23 protein-coding genes and 1 riboswitch are annotated in these 21485 nt (G+C 62.9%); of the genes, 14 read left to right on the forward strand and 9 right to left on the reverse strand.

The window, feature by feature from the left end:
• Positions 1–55: 55 nt before the first annotated feature.
• From HX801_RS30900 to HX801_RS30910, 3 genes are read right to left on the reverse strand one after another with little or no spacing between them, the layout of a single operon-like run.
• A complete protein-coding gene (locus HX801_RS30900; RefSeq protein WP_177023359.1) occupies positions 56–982 on the reverse strand; it encodes a DUF4880 domain-containing protein in 927 nt (308 codons plus the stop codon).
• Positions 983–1020: 38 nt separating this feature from the next.
• Complete coding sequence (locus HX801_RS30905; RefSeq protein ID WP_008431413.1) at positions 1021–1566, reverse strand: RNA polymerase sigma factor; 546 nt, start codon at positions 1564–1566, stop codon at positions 1021–1023.
• The gene (locus HX801_RS30910) at positions 1563–2237 is read right to left on the reverse strand and encodes a secretin and TonB N-terminal domain-containing protein (protein WP_087694899.1); all 675 of its coding nucleotides are present in this window, start codon (positions 2235–2237) and stop codon (positions 1563–1565) included. The genes HX801_RS30905 and HX801_RS30910 overlap by 4 nt, the downstream gene beginning before the upstream one ends.
• Positions 2238–2399: 162 nt before the next feature.
• On the opposite strand from HX801_RS30910, the gene HX801_RS30915 reads away from it, so the two are divergent.
• From HX801_RS30915 to mntP, 9 genes are all read left to right on the forward strand, one after another.
• Positions 2400–2711, forward strand: a complete 312-nt coding sequence (locus HX801_RS30915) for a hypothetical protein (protein ID WP_177023360.1) — start codon at positions 2400–2402, stop codon at positions 2709–2711.
• 136 nt (positions 2712–2847) lie between these two features.
• Positions 2848–3702 carry a MurR/RpiR family transcriptional regulator gene (locus tag HX801_RS30920; RefSeq protein WP_032898755.1) on the forward strand — a complete coding sequence of 285 codons (855 nt, stop codon included), beginning with the start codon at positions 2848–2850 and terminating at the stop codon, positions 3700–3702.
• A 21-nt stretch (positions 3703–3723) separates the two neighbouring features.
• Positions 3724–4266: a D-alanyl-D-alanine dipeptidase gene (ddpX, locus tag HX801_RS30925; protein ID WP_087694901.1), complete on the forward strand. Its 543-nt coding sequence runs from the start codon at positions 3724–3726 to the stop codon at positions 4264–4266.
• 118 nt (positions 4267–4384) lie between these two features.
• Entirely contained in the window at positions 4385–5935 is a 1551-nt protein-coding gene (locus HX801_RS30930; RefSeq protein WP_177023361.1) for an ABC transporter substrate-binding protein, read from the forward strand.
• 167 nt (positions 5936–6102) lie between these two features.
• Entirely contained in the window at positions 6103–7119 is a 1017-nt protein-coding gene (locus tag HX801_RS30935; protein WP_008431420.1) for an ABC transporter permease, read from the forward strand.
• Between the two features lie 19 nt (positions 7120–7138).
• Complete coding sequence (gene ddpC / locus HX801_RS30940) at positions 7139–8020, forward strand: D,D-dipeptide ABC transporter permease (RefSeq protein ID WP_032868129.1); 882 nt, start codon at positions 7139–7141, stop codon at positions 8018–8020.
• On the forward strand, positions 8017–9012 hold the full coding sequence (locus tag HX801_RS30945) for an ABC transporter ATP-binding protein (RefSeq protein WP_032898749.1): 996 nt from the start codon (positions 8017–8019) through the stop codon (positions 9010–9012). The genes ddpC and HX801_RS30945 overlap by 4 nt, the downstream gene beginning before the upstream one ends.
• Positions 9009–9959, forward strand: a complete 951-nt coding sequence (locus tag HX801_RS30950) for an oligopeptide/dipeptide ABC transporter ATP-binding protein (protein WP_003220120.1) — start codon at positions 9009–9011, stop codon at positions 9957–9959. The genes HX801_RS30945 and HX801_RS30950 overlap by 4 nt, the downstream gene beginning before the upstream one ends.
• Positions 9960–10000: 41 nt before the next feature.
• A riboswitch (yybP-ykoY riboswitch) is annotated at positions 10001–10167 on the forward strand.
• 10 nt (positions 10168–10177) lie between these two features.
• Positions 10178–10741: a manganese efflux pump MntP gene (mntP, locus tag HX801_RS30955; protein ID WP_003220119.1), complete on the forward strand. Its 564-nt coding sequence runs from the start codon at positions 10178–10180 to the stop codon at positions 10739–10741.
• Positions 10742–10900: 159 nt separating this feature from the next.
• Here mntP and HX801_RS30960 read toward each other — a convergent pair whose 3' ends face one another.
• Positions 10901–11968 carry an NAD(P)-dependent alcohol dehydrogenase gene (locus HX801_RS30960; RefSeq protein WP_003220118.1) on the reverse strand — a complete coding sequence of 356 codons (1068 nt, stop codon included), beginning with the start codon at positions 11966–11968 and terminating at the stop codon, positions 10901–10903.
• 142 nt (positions 11969–12110) lie between these two features.
• On the opposite strand from HX801_RS30960, the gene HX801_RS30965 reads away from it, so the two are divergent.
• A complete protein-coding gene (locus tag HX801_RS30965; protein WP_003220116.1) occupies positions 12111–12929 on the forward strand; it encodes an alpha/beta fold hydrolase in 819 nt (272 codons plus the stop codon).
• Positions 12930–12998: 69 nt separating this feature from the next.
• On the opposite strand, the gene HX801_RS30970 is transcribed toward HX801_RS30965, so the two are convergent.
• A complete protein-coding gene (locus tag HX801_RS30970; protein WP_008431428.1) occupies positions 12999–13874 on the reverse strand; it encodes a LysR family transcriptional regulator in 876 nt (291 codons plus the stop codon).
• A 176-nt stretch (positions 13875–14050) separates the two neighbouring features.
• Here HX801_RS30970 and HX801_RS30975 point away from each other — a divergent pair, with 176 nt between their 5' ends.
• Positions 14051–15049, forward strand: coding sequence for an NAD(P)H-quinone oxidoreductase (locus HX801_RS30975; protein WP_177023362.1), 999 nt, complete (start codon positions 14051–14053; stop codon positions 15047–15049).
• Positions 15050–15113: 64 nt separating this feature from the next.
• Positions 15114–15719 carry a glutathione S-transferase gene (locus HX801_RS30980; RefSeq protein ID WP_177023363.1) on the forward strand — a complete coding sequence of 202 codons (606 nt, stop codon included), beginning with the start codon at positions 15114–15116 and terminating at the stop codon, positions 15717–15719.
• A 7-nt stretch (positions 15720–15726) separates the two neighbouring features.
• Here the strand turns inward: HX801_RS30980 and HX801_RS30985 are convergent, their stop codons facing one another.
• Together HX801_RS30985 and HX801_RS30990 are read right to left on the reverse strand one after the other, a co-directional pair.
• Positions 15727–16851, reverse strand: a complete 1125-nt coding sequence (locus tag HX801_RS30985; RefSeq protein WP_177023364.1) for an alkene reductase — start codon at positions 16849–16851, stop codon at positions 15727–15729.
• A gap of 99 nt (positions 16852–16950) precedes the next feature.
• A complete protein-coding gene (locus HX801_RS30990) occupies positions 16951–17628 on the reverse strand; it encodes a type 1 glutamine amidotransferase domain-containing protein (protein WP_102606095.1) in 678 nt (225 codons plus the stop codon).
• Positions 17629–17795: 167 nt separating this feature from the next.
• On the opposite strand from HX801_RS30990, the gene HX801_RS30995 reads away from it, so the two are divergent.
• A complete protein-coding gene (locus tag HX801_RS30995; protein ID WP_003220105.1) occupies positions 17796–18752 on the forward strand; it encodes a GlxA family transcriptional regulator in 957 nt (318 codons plus the stop codon).
• 4 nt (positions 18753–18756) lie between these two features.
• On the opposite strand, the gene HX801_RS31000 is transcribed toward HX801_RS30995, so the two are convergent.
• Positions 18757–19263 carry a GNAT family N-acetyltransferase gene (locus HX801_RS31000; RefSeq protein WP_177023371.1) on the reverse strand — a complete coding sequence of 169 codons (507 nt, stop codon included), beginning with the start codon at positions 19261–19263 and terminating at the stop codon, positions 18757–18759.
• Positions 19264–19452: 189 nt separating this feature from the next.
• On the opposite strand from HX801_RS31000, the gene HX801_RS31005 reads away from it, so the two are divergent.
• Positions 19453–20325, forward strand: coding sequence for an undecaprenyl-diphosphate phosphatase (locus tag HX801_RS31005; protein WP_177023365.1), 873 nt, complete (start codon positions 19453–19455; stop codon positions 20323–20325).
• Here the strand turns inward: HX801_RS31005 and HX801_RS31010 are convergent.
• A complete protein-coding gene (locus HX801_RS31010) occupies positions 20322–21278 on the reverse strand; it encodes a Dyp-type peroxidase (RefSeq protein ID WP_177023366.1) in 957 nt (318 codons plus the stop codon). The two genes, HX801_RS31005 and HX801_RS31010, sit on opposite strands and share 4 nt — an antisense overlap.
• Positions 21279–21485: the final 207 nt, after the last annotated feature.

Raw genomic sequence — 21485 nt, forward strand, 5'->3', positions numbered from 1 at the left:
AAGCAGATCTGTTTTCGCTCTGCTCGTTACCCCAATAACGGATATGCACACCGATCTAACTCAACAAAACAACACCGCCAGGCAACTCCGTACACTTGGCCCCATACGCATCGCGAATCAAAAGCGCCACCCCCGCCAACTGATGCAGACTAAACCGCGCCTGCACCCGCCGCTTGCCCAACTGCGCATTCATCAGCAGCAACATCCCCGGCCGATAGCGATTGATCTCATCCACCACCGTCGCCAGCGTCGCATTATCAAACACCAGCACCTGCTCCCGCCAAGCCACCACAGCCTGCACGTCCACCGCCACCGGCTCACCCACACCGCTGGCGTCATAAGTCAGCTGCCGCCCACCCTCAAGCCGAACCGTACGCCCCCCAACACCCACCAACAGCGCCCCATCAATACACGTCACACACACACTGTGATCCGTATTGCGCACATTGAACCGCGCCCGAGCCGCACTCAACCACCCTCCACCCGCCTGAACCTGAAGCGGCATCGCAGCATCGGCCAGCACCTCGACCTCCCCCTCCAACAACTCAATCCCACCCTCACGCCGGCTGATCCGCGTCTGCGTATTGAGCTCCAGCCGAACCCCATCACCCAACTCCACCCGCCGCTGCTCCCCGACCTCGGTGCGGTAATCCGCCGTCAACCCGGCAAACCCACCCGGCACCGTCACCCGCACCATCAACACCGCCGCCGACGCCGCAATCGCCCCGCCCAAAAACGCCCGCCGCCCAAAATGCCGCGGCCGGGAAAACTGCTCGGCGGCGGGAGCCAATTGCTGCCACAACACCTTGGCCTGCTCGAACGCCCGGGCATGCTCCGGGCTCTGGGCGCACCACTGGCGCAACGCCTTGGCATCGGCAACGGTGGCCTGGCCCGACGTCAGCAGCACCAGCCAGTCACGCGCTTCATCGTGCAGGGGGCTGTCGGGCGCAGCACGGGCAGCGGAGAGGTTAAAAATGTTCAAGCGCGCAGGTACTCAACGGATTATCAGGGACTCAATCACTAAGACGGTTTTCCGGCCCCGGGACCGAACCGCTGGATCACTTTTCTTTCAAGGCGCTGCGCACAGTGGCCCAGCCCCGCCTTGATTTCCTTTTCGACCATGCGCGTGGAAATCCCGAAACGCCTGGAGATTTCCAGGTGTGGCGCCTCTTCCAGACGTGCAGCGATAAGGATCTGGCGCCGCCGCGCCGGCAGTTCGTAGAGGGCCTTGAGCAAAGACTGGATTTCCCGCTGGCCACCCACCACCCGCGACGGGTCCTGGGCTTCATCGACGGTTTGCAGCAGCTCTTCGACTTCGCTGCCGGTCAACAGTCGCGCATCCGCCTGGCGTCGGTCAGCGGCGATGTTCAGCGCCATTCGATACAGGTAGGCATTGGGTTGCGCCAGGTTCGGCGGCATGTCCATGCGGTCGACCCGCAGGTAGGTTTCGTGCAGCACGTCGTTGGCCAGGTCCTCGGACCCGAGGCGCTTGCGCAGGCGTACCTTGAAGTCCTCGTAGGACGCCAGGAACAGGCTGACCATCATGCTGTGGCCGGTATCTTTCATGCCCCGGAAACTCCTTCCCCTGCTGTGCATTCCATGCGTGTTCCTGTTGAATCGGGCATCAAAAGTAAGGTCACCGGCAAGCGCAGCGAACTGGGCGCCGGGCGTTCGACCCGGGTGGCGCCCAGGCCGCGTACCAGCGCTTCGTCACGCTGCAGGTCACCGGTGGAGCTGACCAGGCGGCTGTGTTCGATCACCCCGTCACCGTTGACCCACACCTGCACCAGCGCCCGGAAACTGCCGGGGCGGGTCAGCGGCGAACGGCACAAACTGCGTTCGATCGCCTGCTGCAAGGCCGCGGCATAGCTGTTGTTGATCCGTGCTGCATGCCCTGCCTTCAGCCCCCGCGTCGTGGCCGGCTGGCTGACCTCGGGGACTTGCAGGGTGAACGCATCGCTGCGGGCATAACGCGCCATCAGGCCACTCCCTGTCAGCAGCAGGCCCAGGGCTTGCTGCGCACTGTAGCGGCCATGCACGCCGATGGAGCGCCGGCCCCGGGTCAACTCGCGGTCCACCAGCACCGCCATGCCGGTGGCATGGCTGAACGCCTGCAGGGCGCTATCCAGGTTCTGCGCGGGCAGGTCCAGGGTCACTTCGGCGCGCACGGTCTGCGCCAGCCCCAACAGCAGAGCCAGGCAGCAGCCCGCGCGCCTCCAAGCCCCCCTGCTCAGCATCGCAACACGTCCGACATAGCCTACAAAACCGTCATCCTGAGGCCAGTTTATGAACCTGATGTTACGGTGCCAGCAAAAAAAACATCACGGTGACGGGCAGCCCGCTGCACTACACTTTTGAGCCATACCGGCCCATTTCCCAGGGCTCGCCAGGAGGCACCGATGAACCTGTTCCCGACCCTCGCCAGCCTGTTGCTGTGTGCTGCCCTGCCACTGATGGCCCACGCCGAAGGAACGCCGAATGGCTGCACCGAGGTCAATGTGGATGGCTACAAGGCACCGGACTATGGCTGCCTGAGCCAGCAGATGGGCAACCTCCCGGACGCCGCCAAGGCCACGCAAAAGAACCAGCAAGCGCAACAGGTGCCCATCGACAAACGCAAGCCGAACCAGATCGGGCTCTCTACACCCGCAGCGACCAGTGTGCGCATGGGCAATACGTTCGGTACTTCGGTGAAACCCCAGCGGCCTTGATCGCCGCTTGTCCCCCCCTGCCCGCCCAGTGCAAAAAAAGCCATTGTGTTATCGCGATTGCCGATGTTATGTTTCTAACAGACATCAAAATCATGAAACATGAGTAACATCAATGACCGGCCTGCGCGAAAACGTCATGGATAAAAACAGCTTCCAGCGCACGCTGGAACAGCAGTTCCCGACGCTGACGCCCACCGGCAAGCGCATCGCGACCTACCTGCTGGGCAACCTGCAACAGCTGCCGTTCGAAACCGCCGACAGCATCGCCCAGCAAGCCGGCACCACCGGGATTTCAGTGGGGCGTTTCTTGCGAACCCTGGGTTATCGCAACCTCGATGACGTCAAGCAAGGCCTGCGCGGCGACCCGCAAGCCTCCTGGCTGATCACCGACCGCCTGGGTGCGTTTCGCCAGGAGAACGATCAGGAAGACGCCCTCGACCGTTCCCTCAACCGCGAGATCGAAGCCATCCAGCATGTGTACGGCCTGGCCCGCAGCCAGGGTTTCGCCGACATCGTGCAGCACATCGTGGATGCAGACGCCGTGTTCATCCTCGGTATCCAGTCCACCCGGGGCATCCTCAATGCGTTCCACAGTCACCTGGAATACATCCGTCCCAAGGTCTATTACGTCGATGGCCTGTCGGGGATCTACGCCGAGACCCTGAACTCCGGCTTTGAAAAACCCTACGCCATTACAGCGGACTTCCGCGCCTATTCCAGCATCACGCCCACGTTCTGCGAGACCGCGAACGCCCAGGGTCTACCCTTGGCGCTGATCACTGACTTGCAATGCCCCTGGGCCCGGGACTACGACCTGGACCTGCTGCAATTGAAAACCGATGTCGGCCAGTTCTGGGACTCCATGGCGCCCCTGACGTGCCTGTTCAACCTGATGGTGTCTGCCGTCGCTGACCGCTACGGCGAGCGACTGGATGCACGCCTGGCAAAAAACCGCGCCCTGCAACAGGCCTTCGGCCAGTTCGAATCCTGACCCTGGAAAGGAAATCTTTGAGTGAAAACCAGCCCATTGGTAGAAATCGCCCCACCGGAATACCCGGTACAGGTCGACCTGATCTACGCCAGTGCCGACAACCTGGCAGGCACCGTGATCTACCGCAATGCCCGCTGCCTGCTGCACGCCGAAGCGGCGGCCTGCCTGCGCAAGGCGAGCCTGTTGGCACGCCAGGCCGGCATGACGTTGCTGATCTACGACGCCTATCGCCCTGCCTACGCCCAGCAACTGTTGTGGCAGGCCCTGCCCAACCCGGACTACGTGCGCGACCCGCGCCTGGGCTCGCACCACACCCGTGGCGTGGCCGTCGACCTGACGCTGATTGATGAACACGGCACCCCACTGGACATGGGCACGGCGTTTGATGCCATGGAGCCCAAGTCCCACCAGTTCTACCCCGACCTGCCGCCGCAGGTGCAGCGCAACCGCCTGCTGTTGCTGGGCATCATGCTTGGCGCCGGCTTCAAGGCGATTGCCACCGAGTGGTGGCATTACGAATTGCCGGATGCCGAACTTTTCCCACTAATTGAGGAGTCACACTGATCACAAGGACCGTACCATCACAATAATGAGCAGCACCCTTTAGCTCCAACTGCCCGGTTATAGATTTCATAAAAATAAACCAACCCGCTTTTTCCTCTAAATAATCAAGGAAACCGGCATGACCCCAAGCAACCGCAAGACCCTCGCACTCTCCCTGCTGTGCGCCGCCCTGAGCCTGGGCGCGTGGCAATCGGCAAGTGCCGCCGCCCCCAAAGACACCCTGATGATCGGCAAGGCCGCCGACCCGCAAACCCTCGACCCGGCCGTGACCATCGACAACAATGATTGGGCGGTGACGTACCCGGCGTACCAGAAGCTGGTGGCCTACAAAGTCGAAAACGGCAAGGGCAGCACCGAGGTCAAGGGCGACCTGGCCGACAGCTGGACCACCTCGGCCGACGGTCTGGTGTGGGACTTCAAACTCAAGCCCGGCAACAAGTTCGATGACGGCGCCGAGGTCGACGCCAATGCGGTGAAGTTCTCCTTCGACCGCGTGATGCTGCTCAAGCAAGGCCCGTCGGGCGCGTTCCCGGATGACATGAAAGTCACCGTGGTCGACCCGCTCACCGTGCGGTTCACCCTGGCCAAGCCCTACGCGCCCTTCCTTTACACCCTCGCCCATAACGGCGCCGGCATCATCAACCCGGACGTGGTGAAACAGGGCGACGTCAACGCCTACCTCTCCACCCACACCGCCGGCTCCGGCGCCTTTCGCCTGAGCAACTGGCAGAAAGGCCAGAGCCTGACCCTGGAACCCAACACCTACTACGCCGGCACCAAGCCCGCGCTGAACAAGGTGGTGATCAAGATCATCAGCGAAGCCTCGGTACGCCGCCTGCAACTGGAACGCGGTGACCTGGACATCGCCGAAGACATGCCCCAGGACCAGTTCACCAACCTGGCCAAAAAGAAAGACGTGGTGATCAAGGAGTTCCCGTCGCTGCGGGTGACCTACCTGTACCTGAACAACCAGAAAGCCCCGCTGAACAACCAGAATGCGCGCCAGGCGATCGTTGATGCGGTGGACTACAAAGGCATTGTCGACGGCATCCTCAAGGGCCAGGCCAAGTTGATGAACGGGCCGATTCCTGCCGGCATGTGGGCCAATGACCCGAGCCTGCCCTTGATGAAACAGGACCTGGACAGCGCGGGCGCGAACCTGAAGAAACTCCCGGAAAAAATCACCAACCTGAACTACATGTACTCCGACAAGGACCCGGACTGGGAATCCATCGGCCTGACCCTGCAAGCCAGCCTGGCGCCGCTGGGGATCAACCTGAAGATGGAAAAACTGGCCAACGCCACCATGCGCGAGCGCCTGGGCAAGGGTGACTTCGACGTGTCCATCGGCTCGTGGGCACCGGACTTCTCCGACCCCTACATGTACATGAACTTCTGGTTCGACTCCTCCCTGCAAGGCCTGCCGGGCAACCGTTCGTTCTACAGCAACCCGGTGGTGGACAAGCTGATTCGCGATGCGGCCGCCAACAACGACACGGCCAAGCGCACCGAGCTGTACCAGGAAGCCCAGAAGATCGTGCTCAAGGACAGCGTATACGCCTACCTCTATCAGAAGAACTACACCCTGCCGATGCGTGATTCGGTGAAGGGTTATGTGTTCCATCCGATGCTGGAGCAGGTGTTCAACGTGGCTGAGATCAGTAAGTAACACGCGATCAAATGTGGGAGCGGGCTTGCTCGCGAAAGCGGTGTATCAGTTACCCGATGTATGACTGACCCACCGTATTCGCGAGCAAGCCCGCTCCCACACTGGACCTGCTGTGTTTTCCAGGCTGTATTCCTGATCCAAATGTCTCGCGTTACCGAGGAGCCCTCATGGCCTTCCTGAATATGTTGCGCAAACGCCTGTTCGGCCTGATTTTGGTCGTCGTCGGCGTTTCGCTGATTACCTTTTGCATCTCCCACCTGATCCCGGGTGACCCGGCGCGCCTGATTGCCGGCGACCGGGCCAGCGACGCCATTGTCGAGAACATCCGCCATCAACTGGGCCTCGACCTGCCGCTGTACCAGCAATACGGCCGCTACATGAGCGACCTGCTGCACGGCGACCTCGGCACCTCGATCCGCACCAGCCGCCCGGTGCTGGAAGACCTGAAAGCGTTCTTCCCCGCGACCCTCGAACTGGCAGTCGCCGCCCTGCTGCTCTCGGTACTGGTGGGCGTACCGCTGGGGGTGCTGTCAGCGGTGTATCACAACCGCGCCATCGACCAGATCGCCCGAACGCTGGCGGTTACCGGCATTTCCACGCCGGCCTTCTGGCTCGGCCTGGGCCTGATCGTGTTGTTCTACGGCCAGCTCGGCTGGCTGCCCGGCAGCGGGCGGCTGGATGAAGGCCTCGAACCACCGCGCACCATCACCGGGTTCTACCTGATCGACTCGCTGCTGGCCGGCGATATCCCACTGTTCCTGAATGCCCTGGAACACCTGATCCTGCCCGCCGTCACCCTGGGTTTCGTCAACCTCGGCGTAGTCGCCCGGCAGATTCGTTCGGCGATGCTCGACCAGTTGGGCGAGGACTACATCCGTACCGCCCGCGCGTACGGCCTGTCGCGCTGGGCGGTGATCCTGCGCCACGCCTTGCCCAACGCGCTGATCCCGTCGATCACCGTGCTCGGCCTGACCCTCGGCGACCTGCTGTACGGCGCGGTGCTGACCGAAACCGTGTTCGCCTGGCCGGGCATGGGTGCCTATGTGGTGAAGTCGATCCAGTCCCTGGATTTCCCGGCGGTGATGGGCTTCGCGATCCTGGTGTCGTTTATTTATGTACTGCTGAACATGCTGATCGACCTGCTCTACCGGGTGGTCGACCCGCGCATCGGCGAGGTGAATTGAAATGACCGCTCCCCTGACCATGCCCGTACCGGTGCCCCTGGAACAGCGCCCCACCTGGCGTGCGCGAATGGAGTACCTGGGCTATCAAATACGCCGCAGCCCGCTGACCATCGCCGGCCTGACCATCACCTTGATCGTGCTGATCTGCATGGCCTTCGCGCCCTGGTTGGCGAGCCATGACCCCAATGCCCTGAACCTGGCGCAACGCCTGGCCGAGCCCTCCGCCGAACATTGGTTCGGCACCGATGAAGTCGGCCGCGACCTGTTCAGCCGGGTGCTGTACGGCAGCCGCCAGTCGGTGGGCGTGGGCCTGTTCGTGGCGTTTTCGTCCTGCCTGGTGGGCGGGCTGCTGGGCTGCCTGTCGGGGATTATCGGCGGGCGTTTCGACAGCCTGATCATGCGCCTGATGGACATCATGCTGTCGGTGCCGTCCCTGGTGCTGATCATGGCCCTGGCCGCCGCACTGGGCCCGAGCCTGTTCAATGCGATGCTGGCGATCACCGTGGTGCGCATCCCGTTCTATGTGCGCCTGGCCCGGGGCCAGGCCCTGAGCATTCGCCAGATGGGCTACGTCAAGGCATCCCAGACCTTCGGCGCCGGGCGCTGGCACATCGTGTCGTGGCACGTGGGCCGCAATGCGATGCCGCCGTTGCTGGTGCAACTGAGCCTGGACATCGGCAGCGCGATCCTGATGGCCTCGGCCCTGGGTTTCATCGGCCTGGGGGCACAGCAGCCCACCGCCGAATGGGGCGCGATGGTTGCCACCGGGCGCAATTTCATTCTCGACAACTGGTGGTACTCGACCTTTCCGGGGCTGGCGATCCTGGTCACCGCGACCGGCTTCAACCTGCTGGGTGACGGTGTTCGTGACCTGCTCGACCCACGGCAACAGGGGAAATGACCATGTCCAGTCCGGCAGTGCTTGCCATCGACAACCTGAGCCTGGAATTCCCGGCTTACCGCAACAACGTCCAGGCACTCAACGGCGTGTCGTTGCACGTCAACCCCGGCGAAGTCGTCGGCGTAGTGGGTGAATCCGGCTCCGGCAAATCCGTGACCGCGATGCTCAGCCTGCGCCTGCTGCCGGAGCGCAGTTACCGGATCACCGCCGGCAGCTTGCAGATGCTCGGCCGCGACATGCTCGGTGCCAGCGAGAAGGAGCTGCTGCAGATCCGCGGGCGTGACGCGGCGATGATCTTCCAGGAGCCGATGACCGCGCTGAACCCGACCCGGCGCATTGGCCGGCAGATGCTCGATGTGATCATCCACCACCAGCGCCTGAGCAAGGCCGCCGCCCGTGCCAAGGCCATCGCCCTGCTGCGGGACATGCACATCGCCGACCCCGAGCAAGTGCTCGACAGCTACCCCTTCGAACTCTCCGGCGGCATGCGCCAGCGGGTGATGATCGCCCTGGCATTTTCCTGCGACCCTCAGTTGCTGATCGCCGACGAGCCCACCACTGCCCTCGACGTCACCGTGCAACGCCAGGTGCTGTTGCTGCTGCGGGAAAAAGCCCGGGAACGCGGCACCGCGATCCTGCTGATCACCCACGACATGGCTGTGGTCTCGCAGTTCTGCGACCGGGTGTATGTGATGTACACCGGCGCCGTGGTGGAAGAAGGCCCCACCGCCCAGGTGATGAGCGACCCGCGCCACCCCTACACCCAAGGGTTACTCAGCGGCTTGCCGGAACAGGTGAAACCCGGCGACGACCTGCTGACCATCCCCGGCCAGGTGCCCAACCTTGCCGCCCTGCCCTCAGGCTGCACCTTTCGCGAACGCTGCCCCCAGGCCATGAGCCAATGCATCGAGCGCCCGCGCCTGGACCTGATCAACCCTGCCGGCACCCGCAAAAGTGCGTGCTGGCTGACTGCCGGGGAGTCGGTGCAATGACCGTGTCTCAAGATTCACTGCTGGCTTTGCGGGATGTACGGGTCAAGTTCCCGGTAAAAACCGACTGGCTGGGCCGCCCGCGCGGTTATGCCCACGCCCTCAACGGCATCGACTTGCAGGTGCGCCGTGGGGAAACCCTGGGGATTGTCGGCGAGTCCGGCTGCGGTAAAAGCACCCTCGCCCAGTTGCTGATGGGCCTGGTCAAGCCCAGTGACGGTGAAGTGGACTGGGTCTACGAAAGTGCCCGGGAACGCCACCGGCATGTGCAGATCGTATTCCAGGACCCGCAATCGTCCCTCGACCCGCGCCTGCCCATCTGGAAAATCATCACCGAGCCGCTGTTCGCCCTTGGCGACACGCCCAAGAGTGAAATGCGCACCATCGCCGCCAAGGTCGCCGCGCAGGTAGGCATTCGTGCCGAATACCTGGACCGTTACCCGCACCAGTTTTCCGGTGGCCAGCGCCAACGGATCGCCATCGCCCGCGCGCTGGCGTCCAACCCGAGCATCCTGGTGCTGGACGAGCCGACCTCGGCCCTGGATATCTCGGTGCAGGCGCAAATCCTCAACCTGCTGGCCGAGCTGCAACGGCGGCTGGGGCTGACCTACATCCTGATCTCCCACAACGTTTCGGTAGTGCGGCACATGGCCGACCGGGTGGCGGTGATGTACCTGGGGCAGATCGTGGAACTGGGGTGTGCCGAGCAAGTGCTGGAGCAGCCGAAGCATCCGTACACCCAGCTGTTGCTGGAGGCGGTGCCCAAGCTGGGGGTGGCGCTGGACGACGCGTATGTCAGTGCACCGACAGAGCTGCCGGGGAACCGGGTGTTGCCGGGTGGGTGTTTCTTTCTCGACCGCTGCCCGAGGCGTACACAAGGCTGTGAGCGGCCGCAGCGGTTGACGGGTGGGATGAGTCAGCAGGTGCGCTGTCACCTGGAACATCCGTGAGGCGTCCTTAACGAAATTTTCATGATTGCGCGGCTATGATCCGCCACCTCGTTGGGGAGTAGCCTGCTTCGGATTCTCGAAGCGTTCGTATCAACATTCTCGGCAACATGCCGTGGTGCGAACACCATTTTGGTTGGTGAGACCAGCGACACATCCATGCCTGAAGTCGGGCGTGTGGTTGTGTCGTTGACTCATACAGCCCGACTGGAAGCCTTACCGTGAACCCCATTTCCCTGATTCTTCTCGCCCTTGCCATGTCCACGGACGCCTTTGCGGCGGCCATTGGCAAAGGTTCCAGCCTGCACAAACCACGCCTGACCGAAGCCCTGCGGGCCGGGCTGATCTTTGGTGTGATTGAAGCGATCACGCCGATCATCGGCTGGGCTATCGGCCAGGCTGCCACTCGCTGGGTGGAGCAGTGGGACCACTGGATCGCCTTTACCCTGCTGGTAGCCCTGGGCCTGCACATGATCTACAACGGCTTGAAGGCCGATGATCCAGAGGAAGAGAAACCGAGCCAGCACTCGTTCATGATTCTTGCCGTGACCGCGTTTGCCACCAGCATTGATGCCCTGGCGGTGGGCGTAGGCCTGGCGTTTGTCGACGTGAATATCCTGGTGGCCGCTGCGGCGATCGGCTTGGCGACGATGACCATGGTAACCATCGGCATGATGCTTGGCCGGGTGTTGGGGACTGTGGTCGGCAAGCGCGCCGAGATGGTTGGCGGCGTGGTGTTGATGCTGGTGGGTGCGACGATTTTGTATGAGCACCTGTCGGCCTAGAAACCGGCGAAGATCAAAATGTGGGAGCGGGCTTGGGTGGGAGCGGGCTTGCTCGCGAAAGCGGTGGTTCAGCCAGCCTATTGAGCGACTGACACACCGCCTTCGCGAGCAAGCCCGCTCCCACACCAGCCCGCTCCTACAGGGATCGGCGGCGATCAATCAGGCCGCGTGTTTTTCTTTCTTCAGGCTCTCGATGTCGATCACGAACCGATACTTCACATCGCCCTTGAGCATGCGCTCGTAGGCGTCATTGATGCCCTGGATGTCGATCATCTCGATGTCCGAGACAATCCCGTGCCTGGCGCAGAAATCCAGCATGTCCTGGGTTTCCTGGATGCCACCGATCAACGACCCGGCCAGGCTGCGACGCTTGAAGATCAGGTTGAACACGGTCGGTGACGGGTGCGGGCTATCCGGGGCGCCCACCAGGGTCATGGTGCCGTCGCGCTTGAGCAGGTTGAGGAAGGCGTCGAGATTGTGGGACGCGGCCACGGTGTTGAGGATGAAGTCCAGGGAGTTGGCAACCTTGGCCATTTCGTCCGCGTTCTTCGACACCACCACTTCATCGGCCCCCAGTCGCAGGCCGTCTTCGCGCTTGTTCGGCGAGGTGGTGAACAGCACCACGTAGGCGCCCATGGCATGAGCGATTTTCACCGCCATATGGCCCAGGCCACCGAGGCCGACAACGCCGACGCGCTTGCCCGGCCCGACGTTCCAGTGGTGCAGCGGTGAGTAGGTGGTGATGCCTGCACACAGCAGCGGCGCGACCGCCGCCAGGTTGCTCTCGTCGTGGGAGATGCGCAGGACGAACTTCTCCTTGACCACGATATTGTCCGAGTAGCCGCCGAAGGTGTTTTCGCCGCCAAAAGCCGGGCCATTGTAGGTGCCGGTGAAGCCGTTTTCGCAATACTGCTCCTCGCCCTCGGCGCAGGATTCGCAGTGCTGGCAGCTGTCGACCATGCAGCCGACACCGGCCAAATCGCCCACCTTGAACTTGCTGACATTGGCGCCCACGGCGGTCACCCGTCCAACGATTTCATGGCCCGGTACCGACGGGTACAAGGTGTTTTTCCATTCGTTGCGTACGGTGTGCAGGTCCGAGTGGCAGACGCCGCAATAGAGGATGTCGATCTGCACATCATCGGCCCCGGGGGCGCGACGTTCGAACGTGAAGGGTTTGAGCGAATCCTTGGAGTCACGAGCGGCGTAGCTGTAAGTCTTGGCCATTTCGTTCACCTGTTTGTTCAGACGGTAGAAAGCAGTTGACCAGCATAGACGCTGAACCGTTCAACCGAGCACAGGCATACAAGTCCCTCGTCAGATTCTGCGCCTATAGTATTGGCTGCCCTCTCACCCAAGGAGTTTTGCCATGAGCACCCTACGCACACAAGACGGTACCGAGCTCTACTACAAGGACTGGGGCACCGGCAAACCGGTGCTGTTCAGCCACGGCTGGCCGCTGGATGCCGATATGTGGGAATACCAGATGGAGTACCTGAGCAGCCGCGGCTACCGCACCATCGCGTTCGACCGCCGTGGTTTTGGCCGCTCGGACCAGCCCTGGACCGGTAACGACTACGACACCTTTGCCGACGATATCGCCCAGTTGATCAACCATCTGGATCTGCAGGACGTGACCCTGGTGGGCTTCTCCATGGGCGGCGGCGATGTCAGCCGCTATATCGCCCGCCATGGCAGCGCGCGCGTGGCCGGGCTGGTGTTGCTGGGGGCGGTGACGCCGCTGTTCGGGCAAAAGCCGGATTACCCGCAAGGTGTCGAGATGGCAGCGTTTGACGGGTTCAAGGCCGCGTTGCTGAAGGATCGCGCGCAGTTCCTGGCAGACTTCAATACGCCGTTCTATGGCATCAACAAGGGCCAACAGGTCTCCAGCGGTGTATTGACTCAAACACTGAACATCGCCCTGCTCGCCTCGCTCAAGGCGACGGTGGATTGCGTCACCGCGTTCTCGGAAACCGATTTCCGCCCGGACATGGCCAGGATCGACGTGCCAACCCTGGTTATCCACGGTGATGGCGACCAGATCGTGCCGTTCGAAACTACCGGCAAGGTCGCCGCGCAGATGATCAAAGGCGCGCAGTTGAAGGTGTACAAGGATGCCCCCCATGGTTTTGCGGTGACCCACCAGCAAGCCTTGAACGAAGATCTGCTGGCCTTCCTGCAACGCTGAGCCGATTGCGTTCTCCTGCGACGGCTTATTTCTGGCCGGGCTGACACCCGGCCTTTTCAGGCAGTCGTACTATTCCCCGGTGCCGGCAAACCCCGCGACGATCTCGTCGATCACCACCCGCACCCGGGCGGTGTGCCGCAGGTCGGCATGGGTCACCAGCCACACATCGTAGGGCAACGGCCGCGTACGGTCCGGCCACAGCCGCACCAGGCCGTCGCGTTCGCCGGAAACTATCGGAACCTCACCGATACCGATCCCTGCAGCGATGGAGCGGCGAACCAACAGGCTTGAACTCAAGGCCGCAACAATACGCCCGCGTCCCAGCGGCTCGCTGACCAGGGTCAGGTCCTTCTGGCTTTGCAGGTGCGGCTGGTACACCACCAGGTCGTGTCCTTCGAACAGGCTGCCCGGTTCGGGTGCGCCGTGCCGATCGATATACGCCTGCGAGGCAAACAGCCCCACCGGCCAGCGGGCGATGCGCCGGGCGATCAGGTCGGGGTTGTCCGGGCGGGTATTGCGCACCGCGATATCGGCTTCGCGTTTGGCCAGGTTAAGCAACTGGGTCGAAGCGTCCATCTGCACGCGCACGTCAGGGTGCGCATCGTGCAGCCGGGCAATGGCCGGGATCAGGAAGTCGATGGCCAGGGAATCGGTAGTGGTCACCCGTACGGTGCCGGTCAGGCGGTCGTCCAGGCCCAGGACCTGACGCTCCAGGTCAAGGGCCGAGCGCTCCATGTTCTCCACCGATTGCAACGCGGCCTCACCCACGGCGGTCAGCGCATAGCCTTCGGAGGTGCGCAGGAACAATGTTGCGTTCAGGGACTTTTCCAGGGCATTGACCCGTCGCCCCACGGTGGCCTGATCCACCCCCAGCACCCGCGCGGCCCCGCGCAGTGTGGACTCGCGGCACACCGCGAGGAACACCCGCGCATCGTCCCAATTCATGGCTTTCCCCTTCAATGCATTTTTGCATCAGCGTGACGTGTAATCGCAGCATTATTGCATCACTCATCACGGCTATGCTGGGCACCAGAGAAAACACCCAGGATCGCCAGCAGGCTGAACCGCTCGGTAACGGGCGCGGTCCCAACCCATACGTTCATTGCTACAGGTGCGCTCAAATGAATCTGCCCCACGAAATGACCCTGATCGAAATCACCAGCCCCGGCGGCCCCGAAGTCCTGCAGCCACGCCAGGAGCCGGTACCTGTCGCCGGCCCCGGCGAAGTGCTGATCCGCGTGCACGCCGCCGGCGTCAATCGCCCGGACGCCCTGCAACGCGCCGGCACGTACCCGATGAAACCCGGCATGAGCCCGATTCCCGGGCTGGAAGTGGCCGGTGTGGTGGTCGCGCTGGGCGAAGGCGTCAGCGAGTACGCGCTGGGCGACAAGGTGTGCGCCCTGACCAATGGCGGCGGTTATGCGCAGTACTGCGCAGTGCCCGCCAGCCAGACCTTGCCGGTTCCCTATGGCCTGGACTGGATTCAGGCGGCAGCGATCCCGGAAACCTTCTTCACCGTATGGGCCAACCTGTTCGGCATCGGCGGTGCGCATAAAGGCCAGCGCGTGTTGATCCATGGCGGCACCAGCGGCATCGGCACCACCGCGCTGATGCTCTGCCGCGAGTTCGGTATCGAAGCGTTCGCCACCGCCGGCAGCGTGGAAAAATGCGCCGCCATCCGCGAACTGGGAGCCGAGCCGATCAACTACCGGGAACAGAATTTCGCCGAGGTCATCGCTGACAAGACCGCCGGCAAGGGTGTCAATGTGGTGCTCGACATCATGGGTGGCTCCTACCTGAACGACAACATCAGCGCCCTGGCCATGGAAGGTCGCCTGGTGATGCTGGGCTTCCTCGGCGGCGCACGCGCCAAGGACATCGACCTGCTGGCGATCCTCGGCAAACGCGCGATCGTTACCGGCTCGTTGTTGCGCTCACGCACCCGGGAAGAAAAAGCCGCGATTGCCGCACAACTGCGCGAACACGTGTGGCCGGTGCTCTCGGCCGGGCGTTGCCTGCCGATGATCGATGAGGTGTATGCCTATACCGACGCCGCGAAGGCCCATGCGCGCATGGAAGGTGGCGACCATATCGGCAAGATTGTGTTGCGGGTGGATTGATAAACATGCGGAAAAACGGTTTATAACGTCATCAGAACAAAACACTGCGGTTAATGGAGGCTTCATGAAACTGGTCGGCATGCTGGACTCGCCCTACGTGCGCCGCGTGGCCATTTCCCTGGAACTGTACGGCGTCGCGTTCGAACACCAGGCATTGTCGGTGTTCAGCACCTTCGATGAGTTTTCCGGGATCAACCCGGTGGTCAAGGCCCCGACGCTGGTGCTCGACGACGGTACGATGCTGATGGATTCCGGCCTGATCCTCGAGTACCTGGAAGCCCTGGCGCCGGCCGGCAGCCGATTGCTGCCCCCGTCAGCCCCAGCGCTTGCCCGGGATCTGCAAGTGATCGGCCTGGCGCTGGCAGCGTGCGAAAAGACCGTGCAGATCGTCTACGAACATCACCTGCGGCCCGCCGAAAAACTGCATCAGCCGTGGATCGACCGCGTGACCGGGCAACTGCTGGCGGCCTATGCGTTATTGGAGGCGCGGGTGGCCGAGCGCGACAGCGACTTGCCGCTGACCCAGGCGAGCCTGACGGTGGCGGTCGCCTGGTCATTCACCCAGCTGAAGATAGCCGACGTCGTGAAGGCCGATGCGTTTCCCCACTTGCAACGCCACGCAGCCTTCGCCGAGCAGCACCCGGCATTCGGCAAATACCCGATCGAGTAGCCCGTGCCTACCCGGAATACACCGGGTAATCGGTGAAGCCCACCTCGGTGCCGCCATACAGGCCGTCCGCGTTCAACGGGTTCAGCGGCCAACCGTTGAGCAGGCGTTGGGGCAAGTCGGGATTGGCAATGTACGGCCGGCCAAACGCGATCAGGTCTGCCAGCCCCGCCTCCACCAGCCGCACGCCGCGCTCTGCGGTGTAGCGGCCGGCGTAGATGATCCGGCCGCTGAAGGTGTCACGCACCGCCTGGCGGAACGACTCGGGCAACTCGGGGGCATTGTCCCAGTCGGCCTCGGCAATCGACACGTAGGCGATGCCGGCCGCCTCAAGCACCTTGATCGCCTCGATGTAGGTGTGATGCGGGTCTTCCTCGACCAGGCCGATGTAGACCCGGTCCTGGTCAGTGCCGCTGAACAACGGCGCAAAGCGCACACCCAGGCGTTGCGGGCCGACTACTTCGGCCACCGCCTCGACGATTTCCCGCAGGAACCGCAGGCGATTGTGCAGTGAGCCACCGTATTCGTCGTCGCGCTGGTTGGAATGCGCCGAGATGAACTGGTTGACCAGGTAGCCGTTGGCCGAATGAATTTCCACGCCATCGAAACCGGCGGCCAATGCATTTTTTGCAGCCTGGGCGTAAAGCCCCACCAACTCCTTGACCTCGGCGGTAGCCAGGGCGCGCGGCTCGGGTGGCTGCACCAACTTACCGGTGCCGGGCCCGGTTGCAACGAATGCCTTGGCTTGCTGCGGCTGGATCGCCGACGGCGCGACGGGTGCTGCGCCGTCGGGTTGCAGTTCGTGATGGGACACGCGACCCACATGCCAAAGCTGGGCGAAGATCACGCCGCCTTCGGCATGCACGGCATCGGTCACGGTACGCCAGCCGTCAATCTGCTCCGGTGTGTAGATGCCCGGGGTCCAGGCATAGCCCTGGCCGCGAGGCTCGATCTGCGTGCCCTCGCTGACCATGAAGCCGGCGGTGGCGCGCTGGCGGTAATAAAGCGCCATCAAGTCCGTGGCGATATCACCGGGCTGGGCACTTCGCTGGCGGGTAAGCGGCGGCAGGACGATGCGGTTTTTCAGGGTGTGGTGCCCCAGTGTGATCGGGGTACCTAAAGCGCTGTTGCTCATGGGGGAAAGTTCCGGATTCAAATTTCAGACAGGCAGAAGCTGCCGGCTCCCGCTCAGGGGAGCCGCCAACAACGTACTTTTGGGGGGGGATTCAGCGGGTTACGCGGTCAGCTTCAACAGCGCTTTGGCAACGTCACTGGAACTGGCAGGATTCTGCCCGGTGACCAGCAGGCCATCTTCAATCACAAAGGACTGCCAATCGGCACCCTTCTCATACGTGCCGCCCAGCGCCTTGAAATCATCCTCGATCAGGAACGGCACCACGTCGGTCAGGCCAACCGCCGCTTCTTCGGAGTTGGAGAAGCCGGTGACGCGTCGGCCCTTGACCAGCGGCTCGCCGTTGACCGCCTTGACGTGACGCAAGGCGCCCGGGGCGTGGCACACAAAGCCAATCGGCTTGCCCGCACGCTCGAAGGCTTCGATCAGGGCGATGGAGGTTTTCGACTCTGCCAGGTCCCACAGCGGGCCGTGGCCGCCTGGGTAGAACACGGTGTCGAAGTCGCCGGCGTTGACCGACTCCAGCTTCACGGTGGTGGCCAGGGCCTGTTGCGCCGCCGGGTCAGTGGCGAAGCGGCGGGTCTGGTCGGTTTGCGAATCCGGCAGGTCGCTGACCGGGTCCAGGGGCGGCTGCCCACCGGCCGGCGAAGCCAGGGTCACGTCGGCCCCGGCGTCCTTGAACGCGTAGTAGGGAGCAGCAAATTCTTCGAGCCAGAACCCGGTCTTGCGGCCGGTGTTGCCAAGCTGGTCGTGAGAAGTCAAAACCATCAATACTTTCATGTGCCAGTGCCTCGGGGTGATGTGGGTTGGAATGGAATCAAGCTTAGGAGCCGGGCCAAAACCGCACAATGTCATGTCCGCAAGGATTCCGGACATTGCGCCAAGGCGGTTGCCGTTTCCCTGGCACACGCCGACAATCAACGCTCCGCGCCCCCTGGAGAGATGAGATGCACAGCATTGCGCTGATGGTGTACCCGAACTTTCAATCCTTGAGCCTCAGCCTGGGCTCGGTGTTCGAGTGCGCGAATCTGCTGCGTGGCGAGCAGGCGTATGAGTTTCACCTGGTGTCGGAAAGTGGCGGTCCGATCATGACGTCCCAGGGCTTCTCGGTGAACAGTACGCCGATCCGGCCCGAGGGCTATGACACATTGATCGTCAGCGGTTACCTGGAGTTCCAACTGCCTGACGCCAGCCTGCCGAGGCTGGTCCAGGCGGCGTCCAAACAGTCGCGGCGGATTGCTTCGTTGTGCATGGGCATCTTCGTGCTGGCCGAGGCGGGATTGCTCGAAGGCAAGCGCGCCACCACCCACTGGCTGCACGCACCGGCCTTTGCCAAGCGCTACCCGCAGATTCGCCTGGAGGAAGACAAGCTGTTCGTGGTCGACGGCCAGATCTGGACCGGTGCCGGCATGAGCGCCGGGGTGGACCTGGCGCTGGCGATGGTGGAGAACGACCTGGGCAGCGACCTCGCTCGCCGCATCGCGCGCAAGCTGGTGATTGCCCAGCGCCGTGGCAGCGAACAGTCGCAGCTATCGGCGTTGCTGGAGCTCGACCCCAAGTCCGACCGTGTGCAGCTGGCCCTGGCCTACGCCCGGGAGAACCTGACCCACGACCTTTCGGTCGAGGCCCTGGCGGCCGTGGCGCGGCTCAGCCCACGCCAGTTCAGCCGGGTGTTTCGCGAGGAGACCGGGCAAACCCCGGCCAAGGCCATCGAATCCCTGCGGGTGGAAGCCGCCCGGGCAATGATGGAAACCAGTCGGCACCCGGTGGAAGTGGTCGCCCGCGAGACCGGGTTCGGTGATCGTGAGCGCATGCGCCAGGCGTTCCTGCGGGCGTTCGGCCAGCCGCCACAGGCGATGCAGGCGGCATTGTTCAGTGCAGGGGCTGGCGCAGCGTTTAGCTGATGCCTCAGTGCAGCGCCGCCCGCGTCACCAGGAAGCTCAGCAAATTCGGCTCATCATCCAACTCGATGGCCTGCACCGGACGCGGCAGGTTATCCAACACCGTGCGCCAGAACGCCTGGCTCACTTCATCCTGATCATAGAAACGCACCAGCCAGTTCGCCTCGCCGCTGCTCAACACCTGAGTGGCGATGGCGCGGCCAATGCCCTTGCGGCGGTAGCGTTTGAGGATGAACAGGTCCGCCAGTTCCAGCGCATCGATCCCCGGCAGTTCGCTGCCTTCGATCAGCAGGAAGCCGGCGATGAAGCCGTCGACCAGCAGCAGGTTGGCACTCCACCGCGGGTCTTCCCAGTAGCGGGCCAGGTGCTCCTCATGGATGTAGAAGCGACCGTCCACCTCGACATCTTCCTGTTCCCAGTCCGAGGACTCGTAGGCGTAGAACTGGTAAAGGTTGGCGATCAACGTGGCGTGTTCCGGGCCGGTCTCGATCAGTTCGACGGTGGTATCGGGGATTGCAGGCATGGGCATCTCGGCAAAAAAACAGGCCGCCATTGTCAACAAAGCCACCTGCAATGCCAATACACCGGCCAAGCTTTCTGCTTGCTGAACCGATCGCGCTTTTCTCGTGTCAACGACAAAATCGTTACAAAGTTAGACTAAACTCCGCGTCACTTCCCTCCCCTTGCTTTCAGGATAAGTACTTTGACAAACGTCTGCACCAGCGGCCTCGATGTCGGCTTTGCGTCCCTGGATTACCTGCAAATAGGCATCCTGGGCATCATTCAGGGCATCACCGAATTGTTGCCCGTGTCTTCCACCGCCCACATGCGCATCGTGCCCGCCCTGCTCGGCTGGCCGGATCCCGGCTCGGCGTTTTCCGCAGCCATGCAGTTGGCCGCCCTGGCAGCAGTGGTCAGTTACTTCTGGAAGGATGTACGCCAGGTCACGGTCGGCAGCATCACTGCGATGCGCCAGGGTGACTACAACAACCAGTGGTTCAAGCTGGCGGTGGCCATTGTGCTGGCGACGATTCCGATCGGGATTGCCGGGATAGCCTTGTCGTCGACCCTCAACTCCTGCAACTCGCCGCTGCGCGGGCTGATGGTGATCGGGATTTCCTGCCTGGTGATGGCGGTGCTGCTGGCGGCGGCTGAACTCAGCGCGAGGCATAAGCGCACGGTGGGCGAAATGCGCCTGCGGGATGCGCTGATTGTCGGCATTGCGCAGATCGGTGCGCTGATTCCAGGGGTTTCCCGCTCGGGTTCGACCCTGACCGCCGCACTGTTCCTCAACTTCAAGCGTGAAGAAGCGGCGCGGTTTTCGTTCCTGCTGGGCTTGCCGGCGATCGCCCTCGCGGGGCTGAAAGAGCTGTGGGTATTGTTCCACGCCGACCTGCCCGCCCACGCCTGGCCGCACCTGATCTTCGGGCTGGTGGTCGCCAGTGTGTCGGCGTTCTTCGCGATCTGGGGCCTGATGAAGTTCCTGGAGCGATTCTCCACCTGGCCGTTCGTGATCTACCGCGCGGTGCTGGGGGTGTTCCTGATTGTGGCGGTGAGCACCGGGTTGTTGGCCTAAGGCGCGCGGTCGGCCAGTTCTTCGAGCAAATCCGCAGACGGTATGAAGAACAGGCCCCCGGTGACCGCCGTGCTGAAGTCCAGCAGGCGGTCATAGTTGCCGACCGGTCGGCCGACAAACATGTTCTCCAGCATCAACTCCAAAGGCTCTGGCGAGCGCGCGTAGCCGATAAAGTACGTCCCGAATTCCCCCGCGCCCGGCCGGCCAAAGGGCATGTTGTCCCGCAGGATCTTCACTTCCTCGCCGTCCTTGGTGATGGTGGTCAATGCACTGTGGGAATTGCTCGGCTTGGTCGCATCGTCGAGCTCGATGTCCGACAGCTTGGTGCGCCCGATCACCCGCTCCTGCGCCTCCACCGACAATTCATTCCAGGCCTGCATGTTGTGCAGGTACTTCTGCACCATTACATAGCTGCCGCCGCTGAACGCCGGATCCTCATCACCGACGATGGTGAAACCCACCGCCTTGCGCCCGGCCGGGTTCTCGGTGCCGTCGACAAAACCGATGATGCTGCGCATGTCGAAATAGCGGAAACCCTGGACCTCGTCCACCACCGTCACCGCATCCCCCAGCGCCGCCATCAACTGGGTGGCCAATTCGAAACACAGGTCCATCTGCTCGGCACGAATGTGCAGCAGGATATCCCCCGGCGTGGCCGGCGCCAGGCGCCCGGCCACGCCCACTTCCTTGAACGGGTGCAACGCTGCTGGCCGCGGCCCCCCGAACAGCGCGTCCCACGCCTTGGAGCCAAACCCTGCGACACACGTCAGGTTGCCGGCTGGCACCCGCTTGCCGACCGAGCGCACCAGGCCGGCGATATCGGCGCACCAGCTGCGCACCGCCTCAGCCGAGTCACTGCCAGGCGCCAGGGTCGCGACCATGAAAATGGCGCTGCTGGTGATCGGGCTGCAGACGGATTGGGGTTCAAGGTTTTGATCGGATGGCGATGTCATTGAGAGGTCCACGGGTGGCGGTCGAGATTCAACGAGCGCAGATTAGCAGACCACCTAACCCTGTGGGAGCTGTCGAGCTTTAGCGAGGCTGCGAAGGCGGCAGCAGTGTCAACATTGATGCTGCCTGACCCACCGCCATCGCAGCCTCGCTAAAGCTCGACAGCTCCCACACTGGATTTTCGTTTATGCGCCACTTGTGCATTTCCT

The sequence above is a fragment of the Pseudomonas sp. G1002 genome, assembly GCF_013385455.1.
Lineage (GTDB): Bacteria > Pseudomonadota > Gammaproteobacteria > Pseudomonadales > Pseudomonadaceae > Aquipseudomonas.

What these genes read in the sequence shown, in the direction of transcription:
- HX801_RS30970 (WP_008431428.1), bottom strand. Translation starts at nt 13,874, where the DNA reads ATGAATTGGGACGATGCGCGGGTGTTCCTCGCGGTGTGCCGCGAGTCC.
- HX801_RS30990 (WP_102606095.1), bottom strand. Translation starts at nt 17,628, where the DNA reads ATGAAAGTATTGATGGTTTTGACTTCTCACGACCAGCTTGGCAACACC.
- HX801_RS30910 (WP_087694899.1), bottom strand. Translation starts at nt 2,237, where the DNA reads ATGCTGAGCAGGGGGGCTTGGAGGCGCGCGGGCTGCTGCCTGGCTCTG.
- HX801_RS30930 (WP_177023361.1), top strand. Translation starts at nt 4,385, where the DNA reads ATGACCCCAAGCAACCGCAAGACCCTCGCACTCTCCCTGCTGTGCGCC.
- HX801_RS30950 (WP_003220120.1), top strand. Translation starts at nt 9,009, where the DNA reads ATGACCGTGTCTCAAGATTCACTGCTGGCTTTGCGGGATGTACGGGTC.
- ddpC (WP_032868129.1), top strand. Translation starts at nt 7,139, where the DNA reads ATGCCCGTACCGGTGCCCCTGGAACAGCGCCCCACCTGGCGTGCGCGA.
- HX801_RS30965 (WP_003220116.1), top strand. Translation starts at nt 12,111, where the DNA reads ATGAGCACCCTACGCACACAAGACGGTACCGAGCTCTACTACAAGGAC.
- HX801_RS30995 (WP_003220105.1), top strand. Translation starts at nt 17,796, where the DNA reads ATGCACAGCATTGCGCTGATGGTGTACCCGAACTTTCAATCCTTGAGC.
- HX801_RS30905 (WP_008431413.1), bottom strand. Translation starts at nt 1,566, where the DNA reads ATGAAAGATACCGGCCACAGCATGATGGTCAGCCTGTTCCTGGCGTCC.
- HX801_RS30945 (WP_032898749.1), top strand. Translation starts at nt 8,017, where the DNA reads ATGACCATGTCCAGTCCGGCAGTGCTTGCCATCGACAACCTGAGCCTG.
- HX801_RS30915 (WP_177023360.1), top strand. Translation starts at nt 2,400, where the DNA reads ATGAACCTGTTCCCGACCCTCGCCAGCCTGTTGCTGTGTGCTGCCCTG.
- HX801_RS30960 (WP_003220118.1), bottom strand. Translation starts at nt 11,968, where the DNA reads ATGGCCAAGACTTACAGCTACGCCGCTCGTGACTCCAAGGATTCGCTC.
- HX801_RS30985 (WP_177023364.1), bottom strand. Translation starts at nt 16,851, where the DNA reads ATGAGCAACAGCGCTTTAGGTACCCCGATCACACTGGGGCACCACACC.
- HX801_RS30980 (WP_177023363.1), top strand. Translation starts at nt 15,114, where the DNA reads ATGAAACTGGTCGGCATGCTGGACTCGCCCTACGTGCGCCGCGTGGCC.
- HX801_RS30935 (WP_008431420.1), top strand. Translation starts at nt 6,103, where the DNA reads ATGGCCTTCCTGAATATGTTGCGCAAACGCCTGTTCGGCCTGATTTTG.
- HX801_RS31010 (WP_177023366.1), bottom strand. Translation starts at nt 21,278, where the DNA reads ATGACATCGCCATCCGATCAAAACCTTGAACCCCAATCCGTCTGCAGC.
- HX801_RS30975 (WP_177023362.1), top strand. Translation starts at nt 14,051, where the DNA reads ATGAATCTGCCCCACGAAATGACCCTGATCGAAATCACCAGCCCCGGC.
- HX801_RS30920 (WP_032898755.1), top strand. Translation starts at nt 2,848, where the DNA reads ATGGATAAAAACAGCTTCCAGCGCACGCTGGAACAGCAGTTCCCGACG.